This window comes from Rhodopila sp. (assembly GCF_965277165.1).
In the GTDB taxonomy this organism is placed as follows: Bacteria; Pseudomonadota; Alphaproteobacteria; order Acetobacterales; family Acetobacteraceae; genus Rhodopila.
On the sequence record NZ_CBDICE010000005.1, the window covers coordinates 42,414 to 63,859 of the forward strand.

Annotated in this window: 22 protein-coding genes; 6 read left to right on the forward strand and 16 right to left on the reverse strand. The window is 63.3% G+C overall.

Features of this window, described 5'->3' with window-relative positions; translation table 11 throughout:
- Nucleotides 1–115: 115 nt before the first annotated feature.
- The 7 genes from ACQY4Y_RS00565 to ACQY4Y_RS00595 all read right to left on the reverse strand — a co-directional run bounded on the left by ACQY4Y_RS00565 (nucleotide 116) and on the right by ACQY4Y_RS00595 (nucleotide 7,817).
- Complete coding sequence (locus ACQY4Y_RS00565; protein WP_428488627.1) at nucleotides 116–1,579, reverse strand: hypothetical protein; 1,464 nt, start codon at nucleotides 1,577–1,579, stop codon at nucleotides 116–118.
- An 89-nt stretch (nucleotides 1,580–1,668) separates the two neighbouring features.
- Nucleotides 1,669–1,941 (reverse strand): hypothetical protein, encoded by a 273-nt coding sequence (locus tag ACQY4Y_RS00570; protein ID WP_428488628.1) that lies wholly within the window; start codon nucleotides 1,939–1,941, stop codon nucleotides 1,669–1,671.
- A 1,221-nt stretch (nucleotides 1,942–3,162) separates the two neighbouring features.
- Nucleotides 3,163–4,455 carry an AAA family ATPase gene (locus ACQY4Y_RS00575; RefSeq protein WP_428488629.1) on the reverse strand — a complete coding sequence of 431 codons (1,293 nt, stop codon included), beginning with the start codon at nucleotides 4,453–4,455 and terminating at the stop codon, nucleotides 3,163–3,165.
- 3 nt (nucleotides 4,456–4,458) lie between these two features.
- Nucleotides 4,459–5,409, reverse strand: a complete 951-nt coding sequence (locus tag ACQY4Y_RS00580; RefSeq protein ID WP_428488630.1) for a DUF7146 domain-containing protein — start codon at nucleotides 5,407–5,409, stop codon at nucleotides 4,459–4,461.
- Between the two features lie 127 nt (nucleotides 5,410–5,536).
- On the reverse strand, nucleotides 5,537–5,884 hold the full coding sequence (locus tag ACQY4Y_RS00585) for a hypothetical protein (RefSeq protein ID WP_428488631.1): 348 nt from the start codon (nucleotides 5,882–5,884) through the stop codon (nucleotides 5,537–5,539).
- Nucleotides 5,885–5,994: 110 nt separating this feature from the next.
- Nucleotides 5,995–6,576 (reverse strand): hypothetical protein, encoded by a 582-nt coding sequence (locus tag ACQY4Y_RS00590; protein WP_428488632.1) that lies wholly within the window; start codon nucleotides 6,574–6,576, stop codon nucleotides 5,995–5,997.
- Nucleotides 6,573–7,817 (reverse strand): tyrosine-type recombinase/integrase, encoded by a 1,245-nt coding sequence (locus tag ACQY4Y_RS00595; RefSeq protein WP_428488633.1) that lies wholly within the window; start codon nucleotides 7,815–7,817, stop codon nucleotides 6,573–6,575. Before ACQY4Y_RS00595 ends, ACQY4Y_RS00590 begins: the two co-directional genes overlap by 4 nt.
- Nucleotides 7,818–8,041: 224 nt before the next feature.
- Here ACQY4Y_RS00595 and ACQY4Y_RS00600 point away from each other — a divergent pair, with 224 nt between their 5' ends.
- A complete protein-coding gene (locus tag ACQY4Y_RS00600) occupies nucleotides 8,042–8,398 on the forward strand; it encodes a hypothetical protein (RefSeq protein ID WP_428488634.1) in 357 nt (118 codons plus the stop codon).
- Between the two features lie 138 nt (nucleotides 8,399–8,536).
- Here the strand turns inward: ACQY4Y_RS00600 and ACQY4Y_RS00605 are convergent, their stop codons facing one another.
- Nucleotides 8,537–9,712, reverse strand: coding sequence for a M20 aminoacylase family protein (locus tag ACQY4Y_RS00605; protein WP_428488635.1), 1,176 nt, complete (start codon nucleotides 9,710–9,712; stop codon nucleotides 8,537–8,539).
- Nucleotides 9,713–9,726: 14 nt separating this feature from the next.
- On the reverse strand, nucleotides 9,727–10,593 hold the full coding sequence (locus ACQY4Y_RS00610; RefSeq protein ID WP_428488636.1) for an SDR family oxidoreductase: 867 nt from the start codon (nucleotides 10,591–10,593) through the stop codon (nucleotides 9,727–9,729).
- Nucleotides 10,594–10,688: 95 nt separating this feature from the next.
- Between ACQY4Y_RS00610 and ACQY4Y_RS00615 the strand changes: the two genes are divergently transcribed.
- Together ACQY4Y_RS00615 and ACQY4Y_RS00620 are read left to right on the forward strand one after the other, a co-directional pair.
- Nucleotides 10,689–11,135 (forward strand): hypothetical protein, encoded by a 447-nt coding sequence (locus tag ACQY4Y_RS00615; protein ID WP_428488637.1) that lies wholly within the window; start codon nucleotides 10,689–10,691, stop codon nucleotides 11,133–11,135.
- Nucleotides 11,136–11,188: 53 nt separating this feature from the next.
- Complete coding sequence (locus ACQY4Y_RS00620) at nucleotides 11,189–11,347, forward strand: hypothetical protein (RefSeq protein ID WP_428488638.1); 159 nt, start codon at nucleotides 11,189–11,191, stop codon at nucleotides 11,345–11,347.
- 12 nt (nucleotides 11,348–11,359) lie between these two features.
- On the opposite strand, the gene ACQY4Y_RS00625 is transcribed toward ACQY4Y_RS00620, so the two are convergent.
- Complete coding sequence (locus ACQY4Y_RS00625) at nucleotides 11,360–12,040, reverse strand: methyltransferase family protein (protein WP_428488639.1); 681 nt, start codon at nucleotides 12,038–12,040, stop codon at nucleotides 11,360–11,362.
- Between the two features lie 97 nt (nucleotides 12,041–12,137).
- On the reverse strand, nucleotides 12,138–12,791 hold the full coding sequence (locus ACQY4Y_RS00630) for a CHAP domain-containing protein (protein WP_428488640.1): 654 nt from the start codon (nucleotides 12,789–12,791) through the stop codon (nucleotides 12,138–12,140).
- A gap of 414 nt (nucleotides 12,792–13,205) precedes the next feature.
- Between ACQY4Y_RS00630 and kdsA the strand changes: the two genes are divergently transcribed.
- On the forward strand, nucleotides 13,206–14,045 hold the full coding sequence (gene kdsA, locus ACQY4Y_RS00635) for a 3-deoxy-8-phosphooctulonate synthase (RefSeq protein WP_428488641.1): 840 nt from the start codon (nucleotides 13,206–13,208) through the stop codon (nucleotides 14,043–14,045).
- A gap of 157 nt (nucleotides 14,046–14,202) precedes the next feature.
- Here the strand turns inward: kdsA and ACQY4Y_RS00640 are convergent, their stop codons facing one another.
- Both ACQY4Y_RS00640 and ACQY4Y_RS00645 read right to left on the reverse strand, forming a co-directional pair.
- The gene (locus tag ACQY4Y_RS00640; protein WP_428488642.1) at nucleotides 14,203–15,285 is read right to left on the reverse strand and encodes an amidohydrolase family protein; all 1,083 of its coding nucleotides are present in this window, start codon (nucleotides 15,283–15,285) and stop codon (nucleotides 14,203–14,205) included.
- A 66-nt stretch (nucleotides 15,286–15,351) separates the two neighbouring features.
- A complete protein-coding gene (locus ACQY4Y_RS00645) occupies nucleotides 15,352–16,074 on the reverse strand; it encodes a hypothetical protein (RefSeq protein ID WP_428488643.1) in 723 nt (240 codons plus the stop codon).
- A 198-nt stretch (nucleotides 16,075–16,272) separates the two neighbouring features.
- On the opposite strand from ACQY4Y_RS00645, the gene eno reads away from it, so the two are divergent.
- The gene (gene eno / locus ACQY4Y_RS00650) at nucleotides 16,273–17,550 is read left to right on the forward strand and encodes a phosphopyruvate hydratase (RefSeq protein ID WP_428488644.1); all 1,278 of its coding nucleotides are present in this window, start codon (nucleotides 16,273–16,275) and stop codon (nucleotides 17,548–17,550) included.
- Here eno and panC read toward each other — a convergent pair.
- Nucleotides 17,520–18,395 carry a pantoate--beta-alanine ligase gene (panC, locus tag ACQY4Y_RS00655; protein WP_428488645.1) on the reverse strand — a complete coding sequence of 292 codons (876 nt, stop codon included), beginning with the start codon at nucleotides 18,393–18,395 and terminating at the stop codon, nucleotides 17,520–17,522. The genes eno and panC overlap by 31 nt on opposite strands.
- 160 nt (nucleotides 18,396–18,555) lie before the next feature.
- Between panC and ACQY4Y_RS00660 the strand changes: the two genes are divergently transcribed.
- The gene (locus ACQY4Y_RS00660) at nucleotides 18,556–19,302 is read left to right on the forward strand and encodes an SDR family NAD(P)-dependent oxidoreductase (protein WP_428488646.1); all 747 of its coding nucleotides are present in this window, start codon (nucleotides 18,556–18,558) and stop codon (nucleotides 19,300–19,302) included.
- 143 nt (nucleotides 19,303–19,445) lie between these two features.
- Here ACQY4Y_RS00660 and ACQY4Y_RS00665 read toward each other — a convergent pair whose 3' ends face one another.
- Both ACQY4Y_RS00665 and ACQY4Y_RS00670 read right to left on the reverse strand, forming a co-directional pair.
- Nucleotides 19,446–19,709 (reverse strand): GlsB/YeaQ/YmgE family stress response membrane protein, encoded by a 264-nt coding sequence (locus ACQY4Y_RS00665; protein WP_428488647.1) that lies wholly within the window; start codon nucleotides 19,707–19,709, stop codon nucleotides 19,446–19,448.
- A gap of 226 nt (nucleotides 19,710–19,935) precedes the next feature.
- Nucleotides 19,936–21,435, reverse strand: coding sequence for a PAS domain S-box protein (locus tag ACQY4Y_RS00670; protein ID WP_428488648.1), 1,500 nt, complete (start codon nucleotides 21,433–21,435; stop codon nucleotides 19,936–19,938).
- Nucleotides 21,436–21,446 lie beyond the last annotated feature (11 nt).

Sequence of the window (21,446 nt, forward strand, 5' to 3'; positions counted from 1 at the left end):
AACTTGGACACGGTTTAGCGTGCAAGACCTTTATTCTTGCCGGATGGGCTTCGCCTTGTACTGTACTTGGATTGCATGGACGTTCTAAAAGTACATTGCGGATTGTTTAGCGAGATTATGGATGGGTGGCGGTCCAGATCGCCCCAGGCATGGCAAGGCGTCGCCAGACATCTAATTTATCAGGTTTACTTGCCACCATTACTAACGCCCCCGCAACGACATTGATCACGTCATCGTGTGCACCAGGGGCATGGTCTATACTGTCACGGCCACCGCGCGCAGTACGGCGCTCTAATCCCGCAAGCTGTGTATTGAGGCGATTGATGTCCAGTAACTCTACGCGTCTCGAGTTCAGCAACGGTAACAGCTCTTTATATATTTCGCTTTTTGGCTTATCGGCGGGCTCGTACTGTATCCCATGCTTGCGGAATTGCTCTCTTGGCCACTCGCCTCCGTATCTGTCACCCATTACGGAATGGATTCCGTACGTTAGCAGTAAAGCCGCGAACTCGGCGACAGTCTGTTCCGGGCTGAACGGTGGGTGGGCTTCGCGTACGGCATCTAGGACTGCAATGTCACCCTCTTTGTGTGAAACGGCGAGTGTCATTGAATCCGAGCTACCCCCCGATGGGTCGACGAAGGCTTTGTAAGCTATAGCGATCCCAGCGTTTGACTCGCCATAGCGATGTAATGGCGGAAGCTCGAACCTACCGAATACGGTATTCGCGTCAATGACTTCGCGACTGACGAAGGAATCGATGTCCGATCGGAACTCGGCCCCATATTCCGCCGCTGCTGCTGCGGGATCATCGTCAAACGCGCGGGTCATCGTCGGACCATCGCGCGCTATCCCAGGATTCATGGTCCAGGTCGGGGCCTGCCATACGAGAGTCTTTGATTCGTTATTCGCGAAATGGCGTCTATACGTGTTATATAGTACACCCCGTTTCGCGTAGGGCGATGACGCCATCAAAAGCATTGAGGTCGGGATGGTGATCAACCCAGGACGAACGGCGTCCACAACGTCCTTATCCGGGTGGCTGCTATTCTCATCGCGCCAAAACGCCAGCTCGTCACACAAAACACCAATAAAGGTACGGCCGCGAGGTGCGGCTATGCGGCCGGTGTGGATTTCTAGAACGATGTTGTTCGTGAGCTGGATGACCTCAGCATCCGCCTTAACGATTTTAGACTTCAATAACGGTATCGACTCTAGGAATCCTAAACAGTACCGAAGAATGACTCTGGCTTGTCGGCGATCAGCCGCGATGACTGCAAGTACACCGGTTTCGCCTGGGACCAAGAACTTACTGTAATCATAAAAGCAAGCCAGGTAGACCGCGATCAGACTAAGCAGGCGCGACTTGCCCGATCGCCGGCCGCAAATCAAAGATGCCTCGCGGAACGGCATGGTCGGCGCCTCGGTCCGACCTGTGCACGTTTTGTAGACTTCCCATTGCTCGGCCGTCATGGGCAAGCCAAACAGCGCTGCGATGAATGTCCGCCAGGCTGCCCAGCTTGGCCCGCTGAACTGCGGAGCGAATAGCTTCGGATCGGCCATGGCCTTGGCGAGCGACATGTTTGCGGGCGCTGGCGAGGGTAGCCGTGGCGGGGCTGGGGCGGGGGCTACAGGCGGCGTGGGCATTGGCGGCAGTGGGTGGCGGGTCATCAGTCGAGACCGCCCAGGTAATCGCTGAGGCTCGGCGCTGGTGCTGGCGCGGCTTCGACGCCCAGCCTTGCCAATGTCCGGGTAAAACTGTTGCTCCAAGCCAGATAGGTGCGGGAGTCAAGCTCCGTCTGCTCACCGCCGCGCTCGGCGAAAGCGCGATCCATGACGCTGAGCCGCAGCTTCAACTGGCAAGCTTGCTCAATGAGCGATAGCTGCGTGGCGGACGGGTTGCCGCCGCAATGCGCTACCAACTCGCGCTTGGCGATGGCCATCAGCTTGGCCTCACGGGTACGAAGGTCGAGCTGCTGCAAAGCATCCGCGCGCGAGTACGGACCTAGGTGTCGTACTTTTTTATTCGTCTTAATCACTGCTCACCCACTACCTTGCTTTACTTTTGGGATTGCGGACACGGCGCGGATACCGTTGCATCGTCTGGTTGGAAAAACTTGAAACCGCCGCTAAACCCTAGGACTGCGGCGGGATACAAGATAGGGAGCGCAAGATAATTTATCTAGGGGCTTGCGATAGGCGATCGTAAATCCTCGCGAAATCAATGGTCCGTATAGAAGTTCTGTCAGACGTAGAAGCATGGTGGCCAGATCGTGACGTAATCGAATTGTTGAATTGTTGAATTGTTGCGTTAGGCCCGTGGCTGGGTTGCCCATTACGCCACGTCCTCCCCAGTCGCCTTAGACCACTAGACCACTTAGACCACCCGTAGACCACTCGCCCGAAAAGCTGTGGTCTACGGTACAGAATCCATCTACCGCTGGGCCAGATGGTTTGTATTGCAATGGAGATCACCCGTTGTTGCTGTCCCCCGACTGTTTTGCGAGTGGCATGGAGTCCAGTTGCGAATAACTTGCAACTGCTTTCGAGATGAATTATCTTCCTCGGTGTGCCCCAGCAGAGTTCAAGCCAAAGCACGGGATGGAATCCACTGTATCAAATCACGGTATAAACCATGATGGCAAAGGAGCCCGCTATGAACAACGCGACGTTGGTGTCTCGACTACCCCCAGGGCGCTACGTTTTGGCATACGGCCAGGACGGCGTTGACTTGTTCCGAGCGGGATCACAGCCACCATTAGCAACGCCGGAACCAAAGCAGACGGCGGAAACCAATGGTAGTGTGGTGGCGAAGCGGTTGCGCGAACGCTATGGCATGCCGGAACCAGCCTTTCGTCGGACGCCTTAGTACTATTACTTCGGACGTTGAGTATCCCCCCCCCCCAATCTGACACAATCTGACACTTCTCCCTCTCTCAGGAAAGTGTCAGATTTTATCACACTAGCAACGAAATGCGCTAGTAGTAGTATATTTCTGTACCGCTAAACTTCTAAACCATTGAAAAGAAGGGAATGTCCGAAAACCTTAAATACTCTAATCCCCGCCAATACGCTAAAAATTCGTTGCGCCCATCATAAAATCTGACATCTGACACACAGAGGGAAAGTGTCAGATTTTATCACACTAGCAACGAACCCTTGGGTCAAACCTTACCCCTCGTGGTAAGGTTTGGGGCATAAGTTCCGTGCTCAGTATTGCGCAATTCGCCAGCCGAGACCAATCGCCGTAGGCAGCCGTCAATTGTATTTGGCTTGCACTCGGGAAACCATTCGACCACCGCTTCCCGCCGGGCGTTGCCGTGTTCGATGATTTTACGCAGCACGCGCTGGCGTATCCGGTCCTGGGCCTGTCGGGTGGTGAGGCTGAACTTGCCCAGGTCCTGCCATGCGCACGTCTCGGGGTCCTGCTCAATGCGGATGTCCAACGCCTTGACCACGTCGCGCCCCTCGGTGCGCAGCCGGGCTGGCTTGCAATCCTCGTCGGCATCGCTGTTATCTGCCTCGTCCAGGTCCGCCTCGGCGTCATCATCATCGCCTAAACGAGTAACGAGAATCGTCAGGTCAAAGGTACCGCGCAGCCCTTGCGTGCCGAGAATCGTATCGAACGAATCCGCCGCGTTGGCCTTACGTGTATGATGCACCACGCCAATACAAATATGTCGCGCAAGCGCCATGGTTTGCAGCTTCGTCAAGGTCTGCACGTCGAAATTATAGGAGGCTTGACCGCTATCCTGCCTGCCGGTCACCCGCCCGAGGGTATCGATCGCCACAAACCTGACCATGGGGTGCCGATCCAAGAGATTGGCGATGGCCTCTTCCAGGCCATTCCCGAGTGTCAACACGCCACCCTCGACCCGCAGGTCGGATGAAAATAGTACGTAGCAGCCCTCGGACGGCGGTTCACCACGGGTGATTTTGCTGATGCGGCTTTGCGCGCGCCGCTTGTTGTCCTCCAACGTCAGATAAATCGTTTCGGCCGCCACACATGGCCGTCCGAGCACGGTTTTGCCACCCGCGACATTGACGATCATGTCGTACAACAACCAGCCCTTCCCAACCTTCGGTGGCCCGATGATACCGATGAGGCCCTCGTACAGCAGGTCGGGAATCAGCGAGACCATTTCGGGCAACGTCTCGTAGAACAGGTCGCGGCATGATGTTAGCTGCAATTCTGCTGCGGGTGCGGCGGCGATCTCGTTCACAGACTTTTTCGTCATGCCGCGCCAAAGCAAGAGCGCCCGCACCGTGTGCCACAATTCCGTACCGGTCGCGGCGCACCCTATCAGCAGGCGTCGGTCTGACCCGGTGAATTTGTATCCGACGTTCGCCCTGTCAATCAGCGCGGCGAATTCGTCAATGGAGCCGCAAGACGCTTCGCTGGGTGGATCAACCGGCGTTTCATTCTGATGATACAAGTTCTCTACATTCTCGGCCATAGTTTAGCGCGTCCCTTGTTGCAATAGTACATCATTGAAATCATGGCCCTCAACATTGGGCATATAGCGAGTCACAATCAGACCTCGTTGTTGCCAGTACCATGCCGCATCATTGGCGCATGAATGCCCGGCAAGATCGTTATCCTCCAGAATAACCACTTCCTTGACTGACTCAGTCAACGCCAGGCCGCCCCGAAGATTTGCCGAACTGATTCCACACCAGGCCGGCACACCGAAGATGACGCCGCCCGAGCAGGTGGTTTCGATCCCCTCGCCTATACATATTCGACTAGGGAATTCTTTCGGATCATCAAGCGGAACGATGCCCCGACCCCTGTATCTGCCCAGCGTCTTTTTGTTAGCGCTTATCGGTGCCTTGTGTCCGTCCTCGGTGAGATACGTACGATGGACGGCGATTGGCTCATAGCTGTGCGTGTCAAACACCAGCGCCACCATGCCCGGGTACGTGGTATCGGTTTCGCGGTGCCACAGTTCGGGATGATAGCGCAACGCCTTGGATGTGACGTAGCGTTCGATCCCACGGTTGGTGAGATAGCGCTCGACCGGGGTGCCACGCATTTCGGTCTGAGACCAATCCCAGCAGCGCATCGCCGATGTATGATGTTTGTCGTTCTCGTCCCCGGCTGGACGGCGGGGGCTGGAGTCCGCGACGCCAATGTCCGGCACATATCCAGAGTACGGCTCATAGCACCACAGGCCGCGCTGGAATAACGCCTCCTGCACCTCGCTACGATCGCAGCCTCTGTGGCATGTCACCCAGGCTATGCGGTCGCGCAGACGGAGCGACAAGCTTGGTGTGGCGTCACCGTTCTCATGGTTGTGCCACAGCGGGCAGTGCGTCTTGACCTCGTGGTTGACGACGCGCTTGCAGCCGCAATACGGCTCAGAGCACGCCAGGCCGGAAACCATGTCCAGAAACGTGAGGGTCTTCATTTTGGACGACTTTCAGGTCGTCCCGACTTGCGCTTGACTTCGAAAACCAGATCGGCTAGGTCACCACTGACCATCTTCCGTAAGTGACTAGCCGCCCCCGGTTCGCCAAGCGTGCCGGGGGTTTTTCTTAGCGCGCTGGCAGGCTGCGGCGCCCCCGGCTCTCGACATGCGCGGGAGCCACCGGAGCGGACTTGGCGGGCCTCCCAGGGCCTCTGACAGGCTCGGGTTCGGGGGATGGCTCGCGGCGTTGCTGGGCTTGCTGGATCAGCCAATCCTTGGCCTCGTCCGGGTCCACGTAGCGCTTGCCGGCTACCCGAATGAACGGCATGCCGTCTTCACAATAATTGTAGAGGGTGCGCTGAGTGCAGCCCATCCCCTCCGCGAGCATGGCGAGATCCACCCGATTGCCGGTGAACTTCGCGCGGACATCTTCGGCCGTCAGTGCCGTGGTAGAACTTAGCGCGGTGGAAGACATCAGCGTCGTGACGCTGGCGTTAGGTTGGTCAGTCAGTGTCGCCTCCTGATTTCATGGGCGACTGGCTAATTTCCACACATATCCGGCTGCGTCCAAAGGATTCGATGGACTTATAGTTTTTCTCGGGCGCTCCACGCCTTGATCGCCTCGCGCACTATCGACTCGGTCGAGTTCGCCTTATCGCGGAGTTCGATCCCGAGGATCGCGAAGACCCGGTCGGTCAGGCCCTGGACTGGTTTCTGGGTGGGTCGAATCCCGGTCAGGGTAGCGAAGTCGATCACCAGTTGCGCGGCGACCACGTTTGCCCGATTTCGGGCCTGTGACCGCCCGCGCCCTGCATTTGTGGGCACCGAGCCGACGTCGGCTACTGCTGCGGCTGCCGCAGCAGCTCGTCCACCAGGCATTCGAGTAAAACCCACGTCCGCCAAAGCCTTGATCGCCGGAGCGTGCATCGATCGGATGCGGAGCCCCAGCGCCTCGGCGTCCAACGTCCGGGCGTCCCGCACCAAAGTTTTGAGTTCCCGCTTCGCCGCCGCCTTCCCGGTCAGTCGAAAGGCGATATCCGATATGGGCTGGTCGGCATCGGCGAGGGTTTCAAGACGATCGAGCGCCCGCTGAAGCTTCGCCTCGCCGTCAGGCAGCACGGGCAGGCGCTTGAGCGCCGCTTCCAACGCAGCCCGCCGATCGGTCATGACCGACGTCGGATGTCGACCACTTCGGCAGCCGGCCGATTGCCGGCGGTGATGATCTGCCCCGCCCGCTCGGTCGCGGCGCGCAGCGGATCATCGAGAAGGTGCGCATAGCGTGCCGTAGTCCCCGGTTGGGAATGGCCCAGCAAGCTTCCGATAATAGGTAACGAAAGCCCGGCGCTGGCCAGTACTGAGGCGTACGAGTGTCGAAGGTCATGCAGCCGGGCGCCGTCGATCTTGGCGGCTTTGCAAACGGAGGCCCATGACAGTTTTATGCCGCCGAGCGGCTTACCGTTGACGCCAGGAAAAATATGAGCGATCGGCGGCAACCGATTGCGAACACGTCGAGCGCTTTCGGCCTCGGCTGCCGTTTTCATGTCGTGCAGCAACGCCAGGGCTGCGGCATTGAGCGGTACTCGGTGGAGCTTGTTCTGCTTAGTGGTGGCAGCGGGTTTCACCCAGACGCCTGCCACGAGATCGAATTGGCTCCACGTCGCCGTGAGTACCTCATTGCGTCGCGCCCCGGTCAACAGGAGAAGCCGAATTGCATTTGCCGAAGGCTTCTCTTTGTGTTCCGTCAACGCGTCGCTCAGTCTGATGATCTCGGCCGGACTGAGAAATCGCTCGCGCTTGTGCTCAGGCTCTCGTTCGATCCCGCGTGCGGGGTTGTCCTGACGCATCTCCCATCTGACCGCCAAGCTCATCATCTTGCTCAGCACCGCGATGCAGCGATTAGCGGCGTATGGTCTACGCTTTGCCACGCTGCGATGCAGGGTCTCGATGTCCGCAAACCTTAGCGCCGCGACCTTGGTGTGGCCGATCGCTGGCCGGATGTAGTTATTGACTAAGGTCAAGTAACCTTCAGCAGTTCGGGGCCGCAACCGGGGCAAATGCTCTTTTTCAAAGCGGGCAGCCAGATCGGCGATGGTGGGATCGTCGCGCTGCTTTTGCTTGGCACCAAGCGGATCGCTCCCGGCGTCGACCTCCTGCCGCAGCGCCTTGGCGCGGGCGGCAGCTTTGGCCATTGGCCACACCACTGTATCACCGATCGTCAACGTCCGATCACGCCCATCGCGATTACGGTATCTCAGCACCCAGGCTTTGGCACCAGCCTCGGTAACCCTCACGCCGAACCCGGCCTGGGTGCCACTCCAATGCAGCTTGTTGCCGGTCGCGGGCGCCGGCAACGCGCGCACCACCTTGTCCGACAGCGCCAGCCCGTCGCTCGAAAGTTTCCTGCCCATGCTCTTGTCCCCGTCTCCGCAAAATGTCCGCAATTGGACAGTGCGACGGGAGCCAACCCGGCGCAAGGGCTTTCGGGGACTTTCACAAAGTATCTATCGTTTACAATGCCCTAAAGGTTCCTCAGGGGAGGAGCGTAGGACCTGGGCGGGTTTGCGAATGGTGCTATCCTCAGACTACGAATCTGGGGGTTGGAGGTTCGAGTCCTTCCGGGCGCGCCATCATTTTGAATTTGTTGGCAGATATTTACCGTTCTCCAGAACAAGTTATTCTCCGCCAGATGCAGGTTCATCGTTTCGGTGCTGACCTGCGGCCGGATCAGCGCAGCACCAACCCCGTGCGCGGGACAAACGGCGCCGAAGATGTAGGTCCATTTATATCGCTGATCCTGGGGCACGCGCGGGCGGTTGCCGTTCTCCGCCCAAACATAGGTCAGGCTGCCTTGCTGGCCGAGACGTGCTTCATCCTGCCACCAAAACTCGATCGGCTTGCCGCGAGCGTGGTCTGGAATGGCGGCGGCGACAAGCGCGGCAAAGTTTTTTGCCGCCTCCTGGGCGGCCGCATCCTGCGTGGGATGACGTGAGCGAGCCGAGACGGGCTGAAGTTGAGCCGAGTCAGCACCTTGCCCACCGACCGCTCGTGCAACTGCACGCCGAATTTGTGGGCAATCTCGTCGCGCATGTCGACCGGCCGCTGATGTCGCAGCCGAAGAACCGGGCGATCAGGCGCGTTTCGCCAGTTGCTGCTCGACCAGGGTGGCCCACCACGAGGCACCGACCGGCAGGATCTCGTCATTGAAGTCGTATTTCGGGTGGTGCAGCAGCGGATCGTCGGTGCCGCGGCCGCCGCCCAGCATCAGGTAGGCGCCCTGCTTGGCGTTCAGCATGTAGGCGAAGTCCTCGCCGCCCATGGTGGGGGCGCGCATCTCGCGAACCCGATCGGCGCCGGCGACAGCGTTGGCTGCGTCGAGCGCCAGCGCGGTGGCCTCGGCGTCGTTGACGGTGGCTGGGGCGTGGCGGAAGAAGCGCAGATCGGCGGTGGCGCCGAAGCTGTCGGCGATGCCCTTGACCAGCCGGGTCATGCCGGCCTCGATCTGGTCGCCGACCTTCGGCTGATACCACCGTGTGGTACCCTTCATCACGACGCGTTCGGGCAGGATGTTGTAGGCGTCACCGCCGGCGATGCTGCCCACCGAAACGACGCCGCCCTCGATCGGCTCGATCGAGCGAGATACGATGGTCTGTAGCGCGCCGATGATCTGGGCCGAGACCATGATCGGGTCGATGCCCTGATGCGGCGAGGCACCATGGCTGCCTTTGCCGGTGACGGTGATCTCGAAGAAGCCGACCGCCGCCATGACCGGGCCGGTTCGCCACAGAAAGGTGCCGGCCGTCATCTCGGGCCAGTTGTGCAGGCCGAAAACCTTCTGCATCGGGCAGCGGTCGAACAGGCCGTCCTTGACCATGATGTTGGCGCCGCCCTCGAATTCCTCGGCCGGCTGGAAGATCAGATACACCGTGCCGTCGAAGTTGCGGGTCTGGGCCAAGTACTTGGCCGCCCCCAGCAGCATCGATGTGTGGCCGTCATGGCCGCAGGCGTGCATCACGCCGGAGTTGCGGCTGGCGTGCGGCAGGCCGGTTTCCTCGTGGATCGGCAGCGCGTCCATGTCGGCGCGCAGGCCGATGGCGCGATCCGACGAGCCAGCCCGGACCACCCCGACGACGCCGTGGGTTGCCATGCCGGAGATGATCTCATCGACGCCGAATTCGGCCAGCTTGGCGCGCACCATCGCCGCGGTGCGGGTTTCCTGCATCGACAGCTCCGGATGGGCGTGCAGGTGATGCCGCCAGGCGGTCATTTCAGGGTGCAGAGCGGCGATGCTGTTGATGATCGGCACGGTGGGCTCCGGGTTCAGGCTGATTGTTGCGATGGAGTGAAGGTGAGCGCAAGACCTTTTGCCAACGGAATCGGTTCGACACCCAGCAATTCGCGCATGGTGTCTATGCGGAACGCCTTGTCTTCCAGCAGGCGGCGGATCTCCTCCGGCTGCACCGTGGGCAGGGTCGGCAGGTGACGGGTGATCCTGGCCGCCAGGATCAGCGGGGCGGCGGGGAACGGCAGGATACGCGGTGGGCGCAGACCGGCGGCGGCGGCGACGGCGCGCACGAAGTCGGCGTAGCGGACTGCTTCGGGGCCGGCGATCACCAGGCTGTTCGGACCATCCCAGGGGTGGGTCAGGGCGGCGCGGATGCAGCGTGTGACGTCGTCCTGATGGATCGGCTGCAGCAGGAACCGCCCGCCACCCGGCAGCGGCAGAACCGGCAACCGGCGCAGCAGGGCGGCGAGGCGTTGCACGTTGTTCTCGCCTTGTGCGCCGTAGATCATCGTCGGGTGCAGCATGACCCCAGGTCGGCCGGAGGCCAGCAGGGCGGCTTCGCCCGCCGCGACGCCGTTGCCGTGAGCGTCCGGCCAACGGGTGAACTTGCGGGTGCTGCCCAGCAGTACCAACGTGGCCGAGGCCGGTGCCGCGGCGATGATCGCCGGGGTGTGGCGGGCGTGCGCGCAGGAAACGATGCGCCTGGCATCATGCAGTGCGGCCCGTAGCGTATCGGGCGCTACGAGATCAGCCTGTCGGGGGGTGCCGGGAAGCGCGGATTGGCGCCATTTCGCTGGGGTGCGGACCACGGGGACCGGCGGCTGGCCCTCGGCGAGCAGTGATCGGCACAGCGCCAGTCCAGAGCGGCCCGAGGCGCCGATGACGTGGATCGGATCGGTCATGGGATGTGAAACACATATCCGAGGCTTGCCTACAAGCCTCTCGCCCGCCGCCGCCGGTTCGATTACCCTGCGAAAATGGCAGCAGGATGGTCCAAATGGCGATGCGTCGATGCAGTGTACCGGGCGTCGCCGTCAACGCGCCGGGACTGACCCTTGGTTCGATCGTGGCTGGTCCGATCGTGTCTGGTCTCATCGTGGCTGGCCTGATCGTGGCTGGCCTGATCGTGGTGCCGGGCGTTACCACGCCGGCATTCGCACGCGGCGGTTACGGCGGTGGCCACGGCTACGGCGGCGGGTCTGGTTACCGGGGCGGCCATGGCTCGGGCGGGGGATATGGTCATGGCTACGGCGGGGGATACGGTTACGGCCGGGGATACGGCTATAGCGGCGGATATTATGGCCGGGGGTATGGTTGGGGCTACGGCGGTTATGGCTATCGGTTCGGATATTACCCGTTCGCCTACCCGCCGCCGCCGGTCTATTATGCACCACCACCGGTGTATTATCCGCCTCCGGCGTATTACGCGCCGACGTATCGATGACACCGGCCGAGAACCGTGGCGGCCGATGACCCCCGGATAGGGAGGCGGACTGCATGCGCAGGCTGACGTTCCGCGAGCGCGAACTGATCCGCAGGGCGCTGAGGACGGCGACCGAGGACGGATCGATCTATGGCGACGCCGAGTCGGTGGCCGATCGCAAGCGGGTCGATGCCGAGATCGAGGAAATTGAGCGCAAGATGAACGAGGAATGATCACCACACGTATCACCACACCCAGGGCAGCAAGCGGAACCTGACCTGGGTTGTGTAGGTGTCGTAGCCTGGCAGGGCCCGGCGCAGCATGCTCTCCTCGGCCACCGCCCGCGCCGCCAGCGCGGCGACGAACAAAGGTATCGGCAGCAGCGCCCACCACGAACCGAGCAGCAGCGGGACTCCCAGGAAGTAGCAAAGGGCGCCGCTGTACATCGGGTGGCGGACATACCGGTATGGGCCGCCGGTGATCACCGTCTGCCCGCGCTCGGCCTGCAGGCGCACCTGCGGCGCGGCGAAGCTGTTGGTGCGGAACACCAGCCACACCAGGATCATGCACCCAGCGATCAGCACGAAGCCCAGGACCTGCAACGCGAGCGGCACCGCCGACCAGCCGAAGCGGCGTGCGTCCAGTCCGATCAGCGCCAGCCAGGGTATCAACGCCGTGAAGGCGCCCACCATGAACACGCGATCCCAGGGATTCTGGTCGGCGTGGAATCCGGACAGCCTGGATCGCAGCAGCGCCGGGTCGCGACGCGCCAGCCAAGTGCTGATCGCGCCCGCGGAAACCGCGCTTTCCGCCAGGAACACCCAGGCCTGCGGCCAACTTCGGTCGCCAGCGGAGGTAAACAACACCACCCCCATCATCAGCAGCCAGAAAGTGTTTTGGACGAGACTACGGGTTGTTATCGGCACGACGGTCCTTGCCTTCCGGGTCGGGAAACCGTCGGTCAGGCGTCGGCCGACAGATAGCACGTCGAGCCGAGGGCCGAACCTGAAAAGACGAGCGAGGCTATTGGTGGGCGCGATTGCCACGGAGCGGTTGATCGCTCGGCGCCTCGGCCACTTCCTCCACCGTTGTGTGCCACGGCTGTTCCGCCGCGGGGCGAAGGTCGGAGGGCACCTGATTGATCGCTGGTTGTGGCGCTGGGCGGGATACGCTGGAAATCACCGACCCAGTGTCGGGGCGATTGTAAATGAAGCCGTAGGTTGGATAGACCGAACCGAACCGGCTGCTGTGACCGAGTTCGACCCGCACGGCCGACCAGTTGTTGGCCTCGGACACGTCCACCACGGCGATGTTGTGCGAAACCGCCCCATAGTAGCCGTGGGTCGGCCAATTGGCCTGGTCCACCCTGACCTCACGCGGATTGACCACCTTGGTGACGACTGCGACATGGCCGAGTTGCATCCGGCTGTTGGAACGGAAATTGAGCACGCTGCCCGGTTCGGGCTGATCACCGCGGGCATAGTGACCCTCGGCGTTTTGCCACCACTGCCAGGCATTGCCGGGGACCTTGATGTGGGACACCTGGCGGGCGTAGGGCACGCAGGAAATGGAACCGAAACGCCCATCGCGCAGGTTGGCTTCGTAGGCCCCTCCCGTTGGGGAGGGAATCCGGCTGCGGATCGGGTGTCGTTGAAACGACGCGGTCGGGCGGATCATGGCGTGGCCCGACCGGTGGTCTGCGGCGGCGGCTGGGACAGCGAGCAGACTGAGACCGAGCGGTAAGATCGAAACCAAGAGCCATGTCTTTGTTCCTGATTCCACCGCCCGCATGGACTCGATCCCCCCGACCACCGTAGACAGGTCTGGCGGTAACAGCAGGGTTGCAAAGGTGACAACCCGTCGTAGCGGCAGAATCGGCGGCAGTGTTGGATTTCGTCGCTTGAGCCCTGTGGATAAGGTTAAAAAATAGGGACACTGTCCTAGGAATTAGCATTTAGGAATGACTAGCCAATAAATATGGCTTGGCTTCAATCTTGTTGCATGGGCTTTGTGCGGGGTTTTCGCTTCGACTCGCGATTTGGTTCTCGGTGGGTTATGGCCGTTGCGCGGCGTTTGGAAGGACATCGGCGGATGGGTGCGGATACGGACCGGGTAGTGCGAATCGGTGGGATCGCGATCGGCAACCACTGTCCGTTCGTGCTGATCGCCGGTCCGTGCCAAATCGAGTCGCGGTCACACGCGCTGGAGGTGGCGCAGGCGCTGCGCGACATCGGCCAGCGCACCGGGGTGGCGGTGATCTACAAGTCGAGCTTCGACAAGGCCAACCGCACCAGCGCATCGGCCGCGCGCGGCATCGGCATGGCGGCGGGGCTGGGGATTCTGCGCGACGTGCGGGAGGCAACCGGGCTGGCGGTGCTGACCGACGTGCACGCGGCGGATCAGTGCGCGCCGGTGGCGGAGGCGGTGGATGTGCTGCAGATCCCGGCTTTTCTGTGTCGGCAGACCGATCTTCTGCTGGCAGCGGGAGAGACCGGGCGGGCGATCAACGTCAAGAAGGGGCAGTTCCTAGCACCATGGGACATGGCGAACGTCGCCGCCAAGATCGCCGGCACCGGCAACCACAACATTCTGCTGTGCGAGCGGGGTGCGAGTTTCGGCTACAACACCCTGGTCAGCGACATGCGCAGCCTGCCGATCATGGCGGCGACTGGCTACCCGGTGGTGTTCGATGCTACCCACTCGGTGCAGCAGCCGGGGGGCCAGGGCAGCTCATCCGGCGGGCAGCGCGAGTTCGCCCCGGTGCTGGCCAGGGCGGCGCTGGCGGTGGGGGTGGCGGCGGTGTTCATCGAGACCCATCCCGATCCGGATGCCGCGCCGTCGGACGGTCCGAACATGATTCCGCTGCGGCAGATGGAGGCGCTGGTGGCGCGGCTGGCGGCGTTCGACCGGCTGGCGAAACAGTCTGGCTAAGACCGGGGTTGCGGTCAGCCTGTCAGGGTTGTCGCATTTGTGACGGTCGGCGGGTTCGTCGCGGCCGCATCATCGCCACCCGGTGCGGTTTGGGAGACCAGCGTGGCGCCGACATAAACAGTGCTCGCAACCAATTTTTGTCGGCCGCGCCGCACGATCAGCAATCCAGCCGGTAGACGCGGCGTGCGGTGGCGGCGAAGATCGCCGTCTTTTCGTCGGCCGAGCAGCCGGAGGCCAGGCGTTTCAGGGCGTTGAACAGGGCGGCGTAGCCGATGCCCATCTTCTCCACCGGGAAGTTGCTTTCGGCCAGGCAGCGGTCGGCGCCGAAGCGTTCGATGCAGGTCTCGACATAGGGCCGCCAGTGCGCGGCGAGCTGTTCGGAGGATGGCGGCGCGTCGAGCGCGAGATAGTCGCAGGCGGCCAGCCGCATCATCATGCCGCCCAGCTTGATGCTGACGTTCGGGCAGGTCGCCAGGTCGGCGATCGATCGCTTCCAGTCGGCGAACACCGCATCGCGCTGGCCGGCGTAGCGGCCGTAACCGAGCGGGCCGCCGCAATGGCCGACGATGATGTTGCTGGCAGGAAACGCTCGCGCCAGGTCAGTGATGTCGGGCAGTTGCGGATGAAAGCACCATGCGTCCAGCGACAGGCCTAGCGCGGACAGGCGGGCCATCCCGGCTCGGAAATCGGGGCGAAGGTAGAGCCCGGGCTGGATGCCGGGGGCGCTGTTGCCGATCACCGGGTCGTCGTCATGGCCGGCGGAGTGCCGCACGCCTCGGAAGCGGCCGCCGCCGGCGCGGATCTGCGCCTCCAGCACCGGAGTGACCCAGTCGCCGGCGGTGAGGTCGGCGTAACCGACGATGCCGGCGCCGACCCGAGTTTTGCCGTAGCCGCCGCTGTCGGACATGGCGGCAATGCCGGCGACGAACTCGGTTTCGCCGACCGGGCGCATCGGTGCCGGGCCGCTGGCGCGATACATCGAGTGGCACTGCAGGAACACGCTGCCAACGATGTCATGGCCGGTGGCGCAGTCGGCCAGGAAGTCGTGCAGCAGGTAGCGGAACGCCGGCACCTCCCATGATTCGCCTTGGGTTGGGGCGGTGCGGTGCCAGAGGTGATGATGGGTATCGATAATCGGCAGATCGGGTTCGATGATCGGTTCGGGCGGCGCTTTCGCCAGCCAGGCGTCGCGTGGTGGGAAGATAAGGCCGAATGCGGTTCTGGCTGGTGCCTCGGTCATTGTTCCGCCCCCCCGAAATCCAATCGGGGGATTACCGCACGACCGCGGCGGCGGCTCAAGCCGGAGTCAGTGCGTCGGTGGAGGGACGCCGGGTTGGGTATCGGTCGGCGCCCCGGCCGAGGGAGCGGTGTCCGCCGGCGGAGCGGTTTCAGGGGGCGCCGCAGTGGGCGGGCCGAATGGCTGGGTGGTCGGCGGCGTCGCCCCGGCGGACGGCGGCGTGCTGTTCGGCGGCGGCTGCAGCGCCTGCACCTGGCGCGTGAGGTCGGTGACACAGCGGCTGAAGGTGGCGCTGATCGCCGAGGAGCCGGCTAGCGAGATGGTCCACGGTGGCTCGTTGCCATCGGGGAAGGTCAGCGTCATCGACGGCGCGGCGCGGAACTGCTGATCGAACAATCCCACCGCCGCCGGGTCGATCGACCAATCGATGCTGTTGCCGTGCCCTGTTGCCTGCTCGGACCAGGGTGTGTTCAGGCCAAGCTGCATCACCACCGGGATCGGCGTGTTGTCCGGGATCGACCAGCCGGGCTTGGTCGCCGAGAACATCCGGGTGGCGCCGCCGATGTCGAAGCGCATCGACAGCCGCCGGTTGTCGGCGGGGCTGGTGGTGCCGACGCCGCACACCGCGCCTCCGTTGGCGTTGCGGCCACTGAACGCGTCCCATACCCCGGCATGGTAGTAACTTTGCAGCGGTGGGTCCGCCGCCGCTGGCGCCCATTGTGAACCGACGGCCAGAGAACCGGCGGCCAGCAAGATCAGGGCCAACGGGTTGAGATATCGAGACTGTTGCACGAAGGTCTCCTTTCTGGCTTGACGGAAGGTTGGGATGGCGCGCGGATGGGGCGAACGATCCTGTTCTCAAATGAAAGTGAGTCGGCGTCGGGGCGGTGCAAGGTTGGACGGCGACAGGGCGCCGATCACACGGCGGGCTGGCAACATCGGGACCAAGATGATAGGCACCCGGTCCATTCACGACCGGAGACCCACGCAATGGCCGCGATCGCCGACATCACCGCCCGCGAGATCCTGGACAGCCGCGGCAATCCGACGATCGAGGTCGATGTGGTGCTGGATTCCGGTGCGCTGGGACGCGCGTCGGTGCCGTCGGGGGCGTCCACCGGCGCGCATGAGGCGGTGGAATTGCGCGACGGCGACAAGTCCCGCTACGGCGGCAAGGGGGTGCTGACCGCGGTCGGCAACGTCGAGGGTGAAATCCTCGAGGCGCTGGGCGGCATCGAGGCGACCGAGCAGATCGTGATCGACAACATCATGATCGACCTGGACGGCACGCCGAACAAGGCAAGGCTCGGCGCCAATGCGATCCTTGGGGTGTCGCTGGCGGTGGCCAAGGCGGCGGCGTCCGACCAGGGCCAGCCGCTGTATCGCTATATCGGCGGCGCCTATGCCCGCACCCTGCCGGTGCCGATGATGAACATCGTCAACGGCGGCAAGCACGCCGACAATCCGATCGACATCCAGGAGTTCATGATCCAGCCGATCTCGGCGCCGACGCTGGCCGATGCGGTGCGGATGGGATCGGAGGTGCTGCAAGCGTTGAAGAACGGGCTGCACGATGCTGGACACAACACCAATGTCGGCGACGAGGGCGGCTTCGCGCCGAACCTGAAATCCGCCGACGAGGCGCTGGGCTTTATCGCCAAGGCGGTCGAGAAAGCCGGCTACCGGATCGGCGAGGACATCACCTTCGCGCTGGATCCGGCGTCGACCGAGTTTTTCAAGGACGGCCGCTACCATTTGGCCGGCGAGGGCAAGGTGCTCGATTCCGCCGGCATCGTCGGCTACTACGCCGATCTGGTCAGCCGTTATCCGATCGTTTCGATCGAGGATGGCTGCGCCGAGGATGATTGGGAAACCTGGAAGCTGCTGACCGAAACGCTGGGCGCTAAGGTGCAACTGGTCGGCGACGATCTGTTCGTGACCAACCCGGAACGCCTGCGCCGCGGCATCGCGCTGGGGTCGGCCAACGCCATCCTGATCAAGGTCAATCAGATCGGCACGCTGTCGGAGACGCTGGAAACCATGGAGATTGCTCAGCGCGCCGGGTGGGGGGCGGTGATGAGCCATCGTTCGGGGGAGACCGAGGACGCCACCATCGCCGACCTGGCGGTGGCGACGAATTGCGGGCAGATCAAGACCGGCAGCCTGGCGCGCAGCGACCGGACGGCGAAATACAACCAGTTGATCCGCATCGAGCAGCAGATCGGCGATGCGGCGCGCTACGCCGGGTCGACGATTTTGCGGGGGTAGGCGGCCGCCTGTCCGGCCGCGATGTTGTCCAGCAGCCGCACGGTGCCCAACCCTGCCGCCGCGATCAGCCGAGCGCCTGGGATCGCGGAGTTGACTGGTGACAGAGTTTCGCCATCGACCAGGGCGAAGTAGTCCACCGCGAAGTCCAGCCGCTGCAATACAGCGCGGGCTTCCGCCAGCAGCGCTGGGGCGGCTTCGCCGGCGGCCAACCGCTCGGCGACGTCGCGCAGCGCCGCGGCCAGCATCGGCGCCTGGGTGCGCTGCTGGGGGGACAGGAAGCGGTTGCGTGAGGACATCGCCAGGCCGTCGGCCTCGCGCACCGTCTCGACGCCGACTACGCGCAGCGGCAGCAGCAGGTCGGTGACCATGCGCCTTATTACCTGCAGCTGCTGCCAGTCCTTTTCGCCGAAATAGGCTTGGTCGGGGCGTACCTGACCGAACAGCTTGGCGCATACCGTGGCGACGCCGCGGAAATGGCCAGGCCTGGCCGCGCCCTCCCAGTGCCGGGCCGGGCCGGCGACGGTGATGGTCGTTGCTTCACCGTCTGGATACATCGTTGCCAGATCGGGCAACCAGGCCAGGGCGCAGCCCTCGGCCCGCAGCGTCGCCAGGTCGCCGGCCTCGTCGCGCGGGTAGCGTGTCAGGTCTTCGTTGGCGGCGAATTGCAGCGGGTTGACGAAGATCGAGGCGACGGGTGCGGCGCCGGATGCGGTCGCGGCCCGCACCAGCGCGCGGTGGCCCTGGTGCAGCGCGCCCATCGTCGGCACCAGGGCCAGCGCCTGGGCAGGTCGGCGCAGGTCGGCGCAGGCGGCGCGCAGATCGGCAAGGGTGCGAGCAACCAACATGGGCGCAACTTGGTTCGTGTGGCGGCAACGGGCAACATGGCGGGTGCACGATCGAGGTCCGAGTGGACCAGTCGATCATGCGACGAAACAACGCTCCAGCGCACTGCCAGGCTGCATGGTCGGCGTGGCGGCGTGTTGGGCAACGCAGGAGACATGCAGAATGAAGTTGCACAGCCAGATCGCGCTGATCACTGGCGGATCGCGCGGCATCGGCAGAGCCACGGCGCTGTTGTTCGCCCAGCAGGGTGCCGATATCGCGTTCTGCCACCTGGACGACGGGGCGAAGGCCGAAGCCACCGCGGGCGAAATCCGAGCGCTGGGGCGCCGGGTGATGCATCGCTCGGTCGATGTCGCCGATATTGCTGCTACCCGAGCGTTCGCCGCCGAGACGGCCGCCGGCCTCGGTGCGATCGATATCCTGTTCAACAATGCCGGGATGAACATTCGCAAGCCGTTCGAGGCCTATACCGAGGCCGAGTTCGACCGCATCGTCGATGTCCATCTGAAGGGCATGTTCTTCATGGCGCAGGCGGTGTATCCGGCGATGGCGGCGCGCGGGCATGGCTGCATCATCAATATCGCCTCGCAGCGCGGTCTGAAGGGGGCGGTCAATTCGGCGCCCTACTCCGCCGCCAAGGCCGCCATCATGGGAATGACCCGGGCGCTGGCGTGGGAGGCGGCGCCGAAGGGAGTTCGGGTCAATTCCATCGCGCCGGGGCCGATCGACACCGATCTGACCGCGACGATGGACCCGGCGGATCGCCAGGCGTTCATCGACGCCTTGCCGGCTGGGCGGTTCGGCCGGCCTGAGGAGATCGCGGAAACAGCCCTGCTGCTGGCCGGGCCGGAGGGCGGCTTCTTTGTCGGCGCGACGCTGTCGCCGAACGGCGGGGATGTGATGTATTGAGGGCCTGCATGGCGGTGCCGGCGCGCGCGGTTGCGGCCTTCAGCGATAGGACAGGCCGCCGCGGATCGCAGCCACGTGGACGTCGGTAATCAGTTATTTCAGCGAAATGGACTGCCGCGCCCCGGGTGGGCGCGGCATATCTATTATAGCACGGTGCGGCTACGGCCAGTGATCGCGTGATAGATAACCAGCACCACGATCGAGCCGATCACCGCGACCACCAGGCTGTAGATGTTGAGCCCGGTGACCGGGGCTGCCCCGACCAGCGAGAACAGGAAGCCGCCGACGATCGCCCCGACAACGCCGAGCACGATGTCGAGCAGCAACCCCTCACCGGATGAGTTGACGATTTTGCTGCCGATGAAGCCGGCGATGAGTCCCAGTATTAGCCAAGCAACGATAGACATGATTTCCCTCCTGGTTGGCGGCGGCGCGGACGTTGTGGCTGCCCGCGCCGCGATGAGGCCGATACGAAGTGGTGCCACAACGCCGGTGAAAGGCAGCGTTGCATGCGGCGATAACTCCGTGCAACGGGACAGGTTCGGCTGTTAAATCAAATAGAAAGCGGCGATTTGGGCAGCGTGTGAGTAGTCAAAACGCACTAGGCGACCATGACATTGCGCATGGCACCGATCAGCGGACCCGGGTTCGGCTTTGCTTTAACTTGGGTTTTTCCTGCGCGCCAAGTCCGCGCTCGCGGGCCCAGACGACGAGGGCGCTGCGCTTTTGCACGCCGAGCGCGCGATAGATCGCGGACACGTGATTGCGTACGGTGTTTCGGCTGATGCCGATGCGGGCGGCGATCACGTCGTCGGACAGTCCCTGGGCGACCAGACCAAGCACGTCGCGCGCGCGGGGGGTCAGGTCGCTGACCTTCGGACCGGGGCTTTCGGATGTGCCGTGCCGGGTGAGGCTGGCGAGTTTCTCGACGATTTTCTGGCCGAACCAGGAGGTGTCCTGCATCACCGCCTCGATCGCGGCCAACAGTTCCGCCTCGGTCTGCTTGCGTTCGGTGATGTCGAGCATCACGCTCAGCACGCAGTGTTCGTCGCCGATGGCGACGGTATCGGCCGACAGCAGGAAGTCGGCGGTGCGGCCGTCCTTCATCCGGCAGGTGATATCGGTGGGGCGCAGATGGCCGGTCTGCTGGATCAGGCCAACCAGTTCATCGCGTGCCGCGCCGCTGCCCCACAGTCGGAGTTCGGCCTCGGCGCGGCCGATGATTTCCTCGCGCCGCCAGCCGGTGGCGGCGGTGAAGGCGTCATTGACGTCGAGCAGGCGCAGGCTGTCGCGGGCGATGATGGCCATCGGGCCGGGCGCCATGCGGAAGGCAACCGAGAAACGATGTTCGCTCTGGCGCAGTGCGTCTTCCGCCTGCTTGCGTGGGTGCAGGTCGGCGAAGGTGAACAGCATGCAGTCCTCGTCGCCGATCTCCAGCGGCTGACCGGCGACGATCACCATCTTCGAGGCGCCGTTGGCGACTCGCAGATGGGCCTCCATCTGCGGGATGGTGGACCCGGCGTGCAGGCGCTCGATTGCCAGGTCGCGACGCAGCGCGCCATCCAGCACGTGGATTTCGTGGACTGAGCGTCCGATCAAGGCGTCCTGCGGATAGCCAGTCAGTTCCAGGAAACCCTGGTTGACTTTGACGTAGCGCATGTCCGACAGGCGAGCGATGATGGCTGGGGCAGGATTGGCCTGGAATGCGCGCTCGAAGCGATCCTCGGCGTCGAACTGCGGGGTCTCGTCGTCGATGATCAAAGCCAGGCAGTCGGGGCGTTGTCGCGGATCGGTCAGCACCAGGCTGCGGATGCGGTGGATGCCGTGGCGTTGCTTGTTGCCCGGGCGAATCACCTCCACCACCAGGTCGGTGAAGGTTTCGCCGGCGAGGACGCGGTGCATGGGATATTCATCCGCCGGCAGCAACTGGCGGTCGCGGTAGCGCAGTTCGAATCGCGCCTGGTAGCCGGCGATCGTGCCGCCCAGTTCGATGACCGAGTGGACAGCGTGCATGTCGAGCGCGGCCTGGTTCGCCCATTCGATCGTCTTTTCGTGGTTGACGATGATGACACCCTCGGGCAGCGCGGCGATGATCTGTTGCAGCGGTGTCCGCTCGGCTGGGGATTGGGGCATGCTGTCCGCCA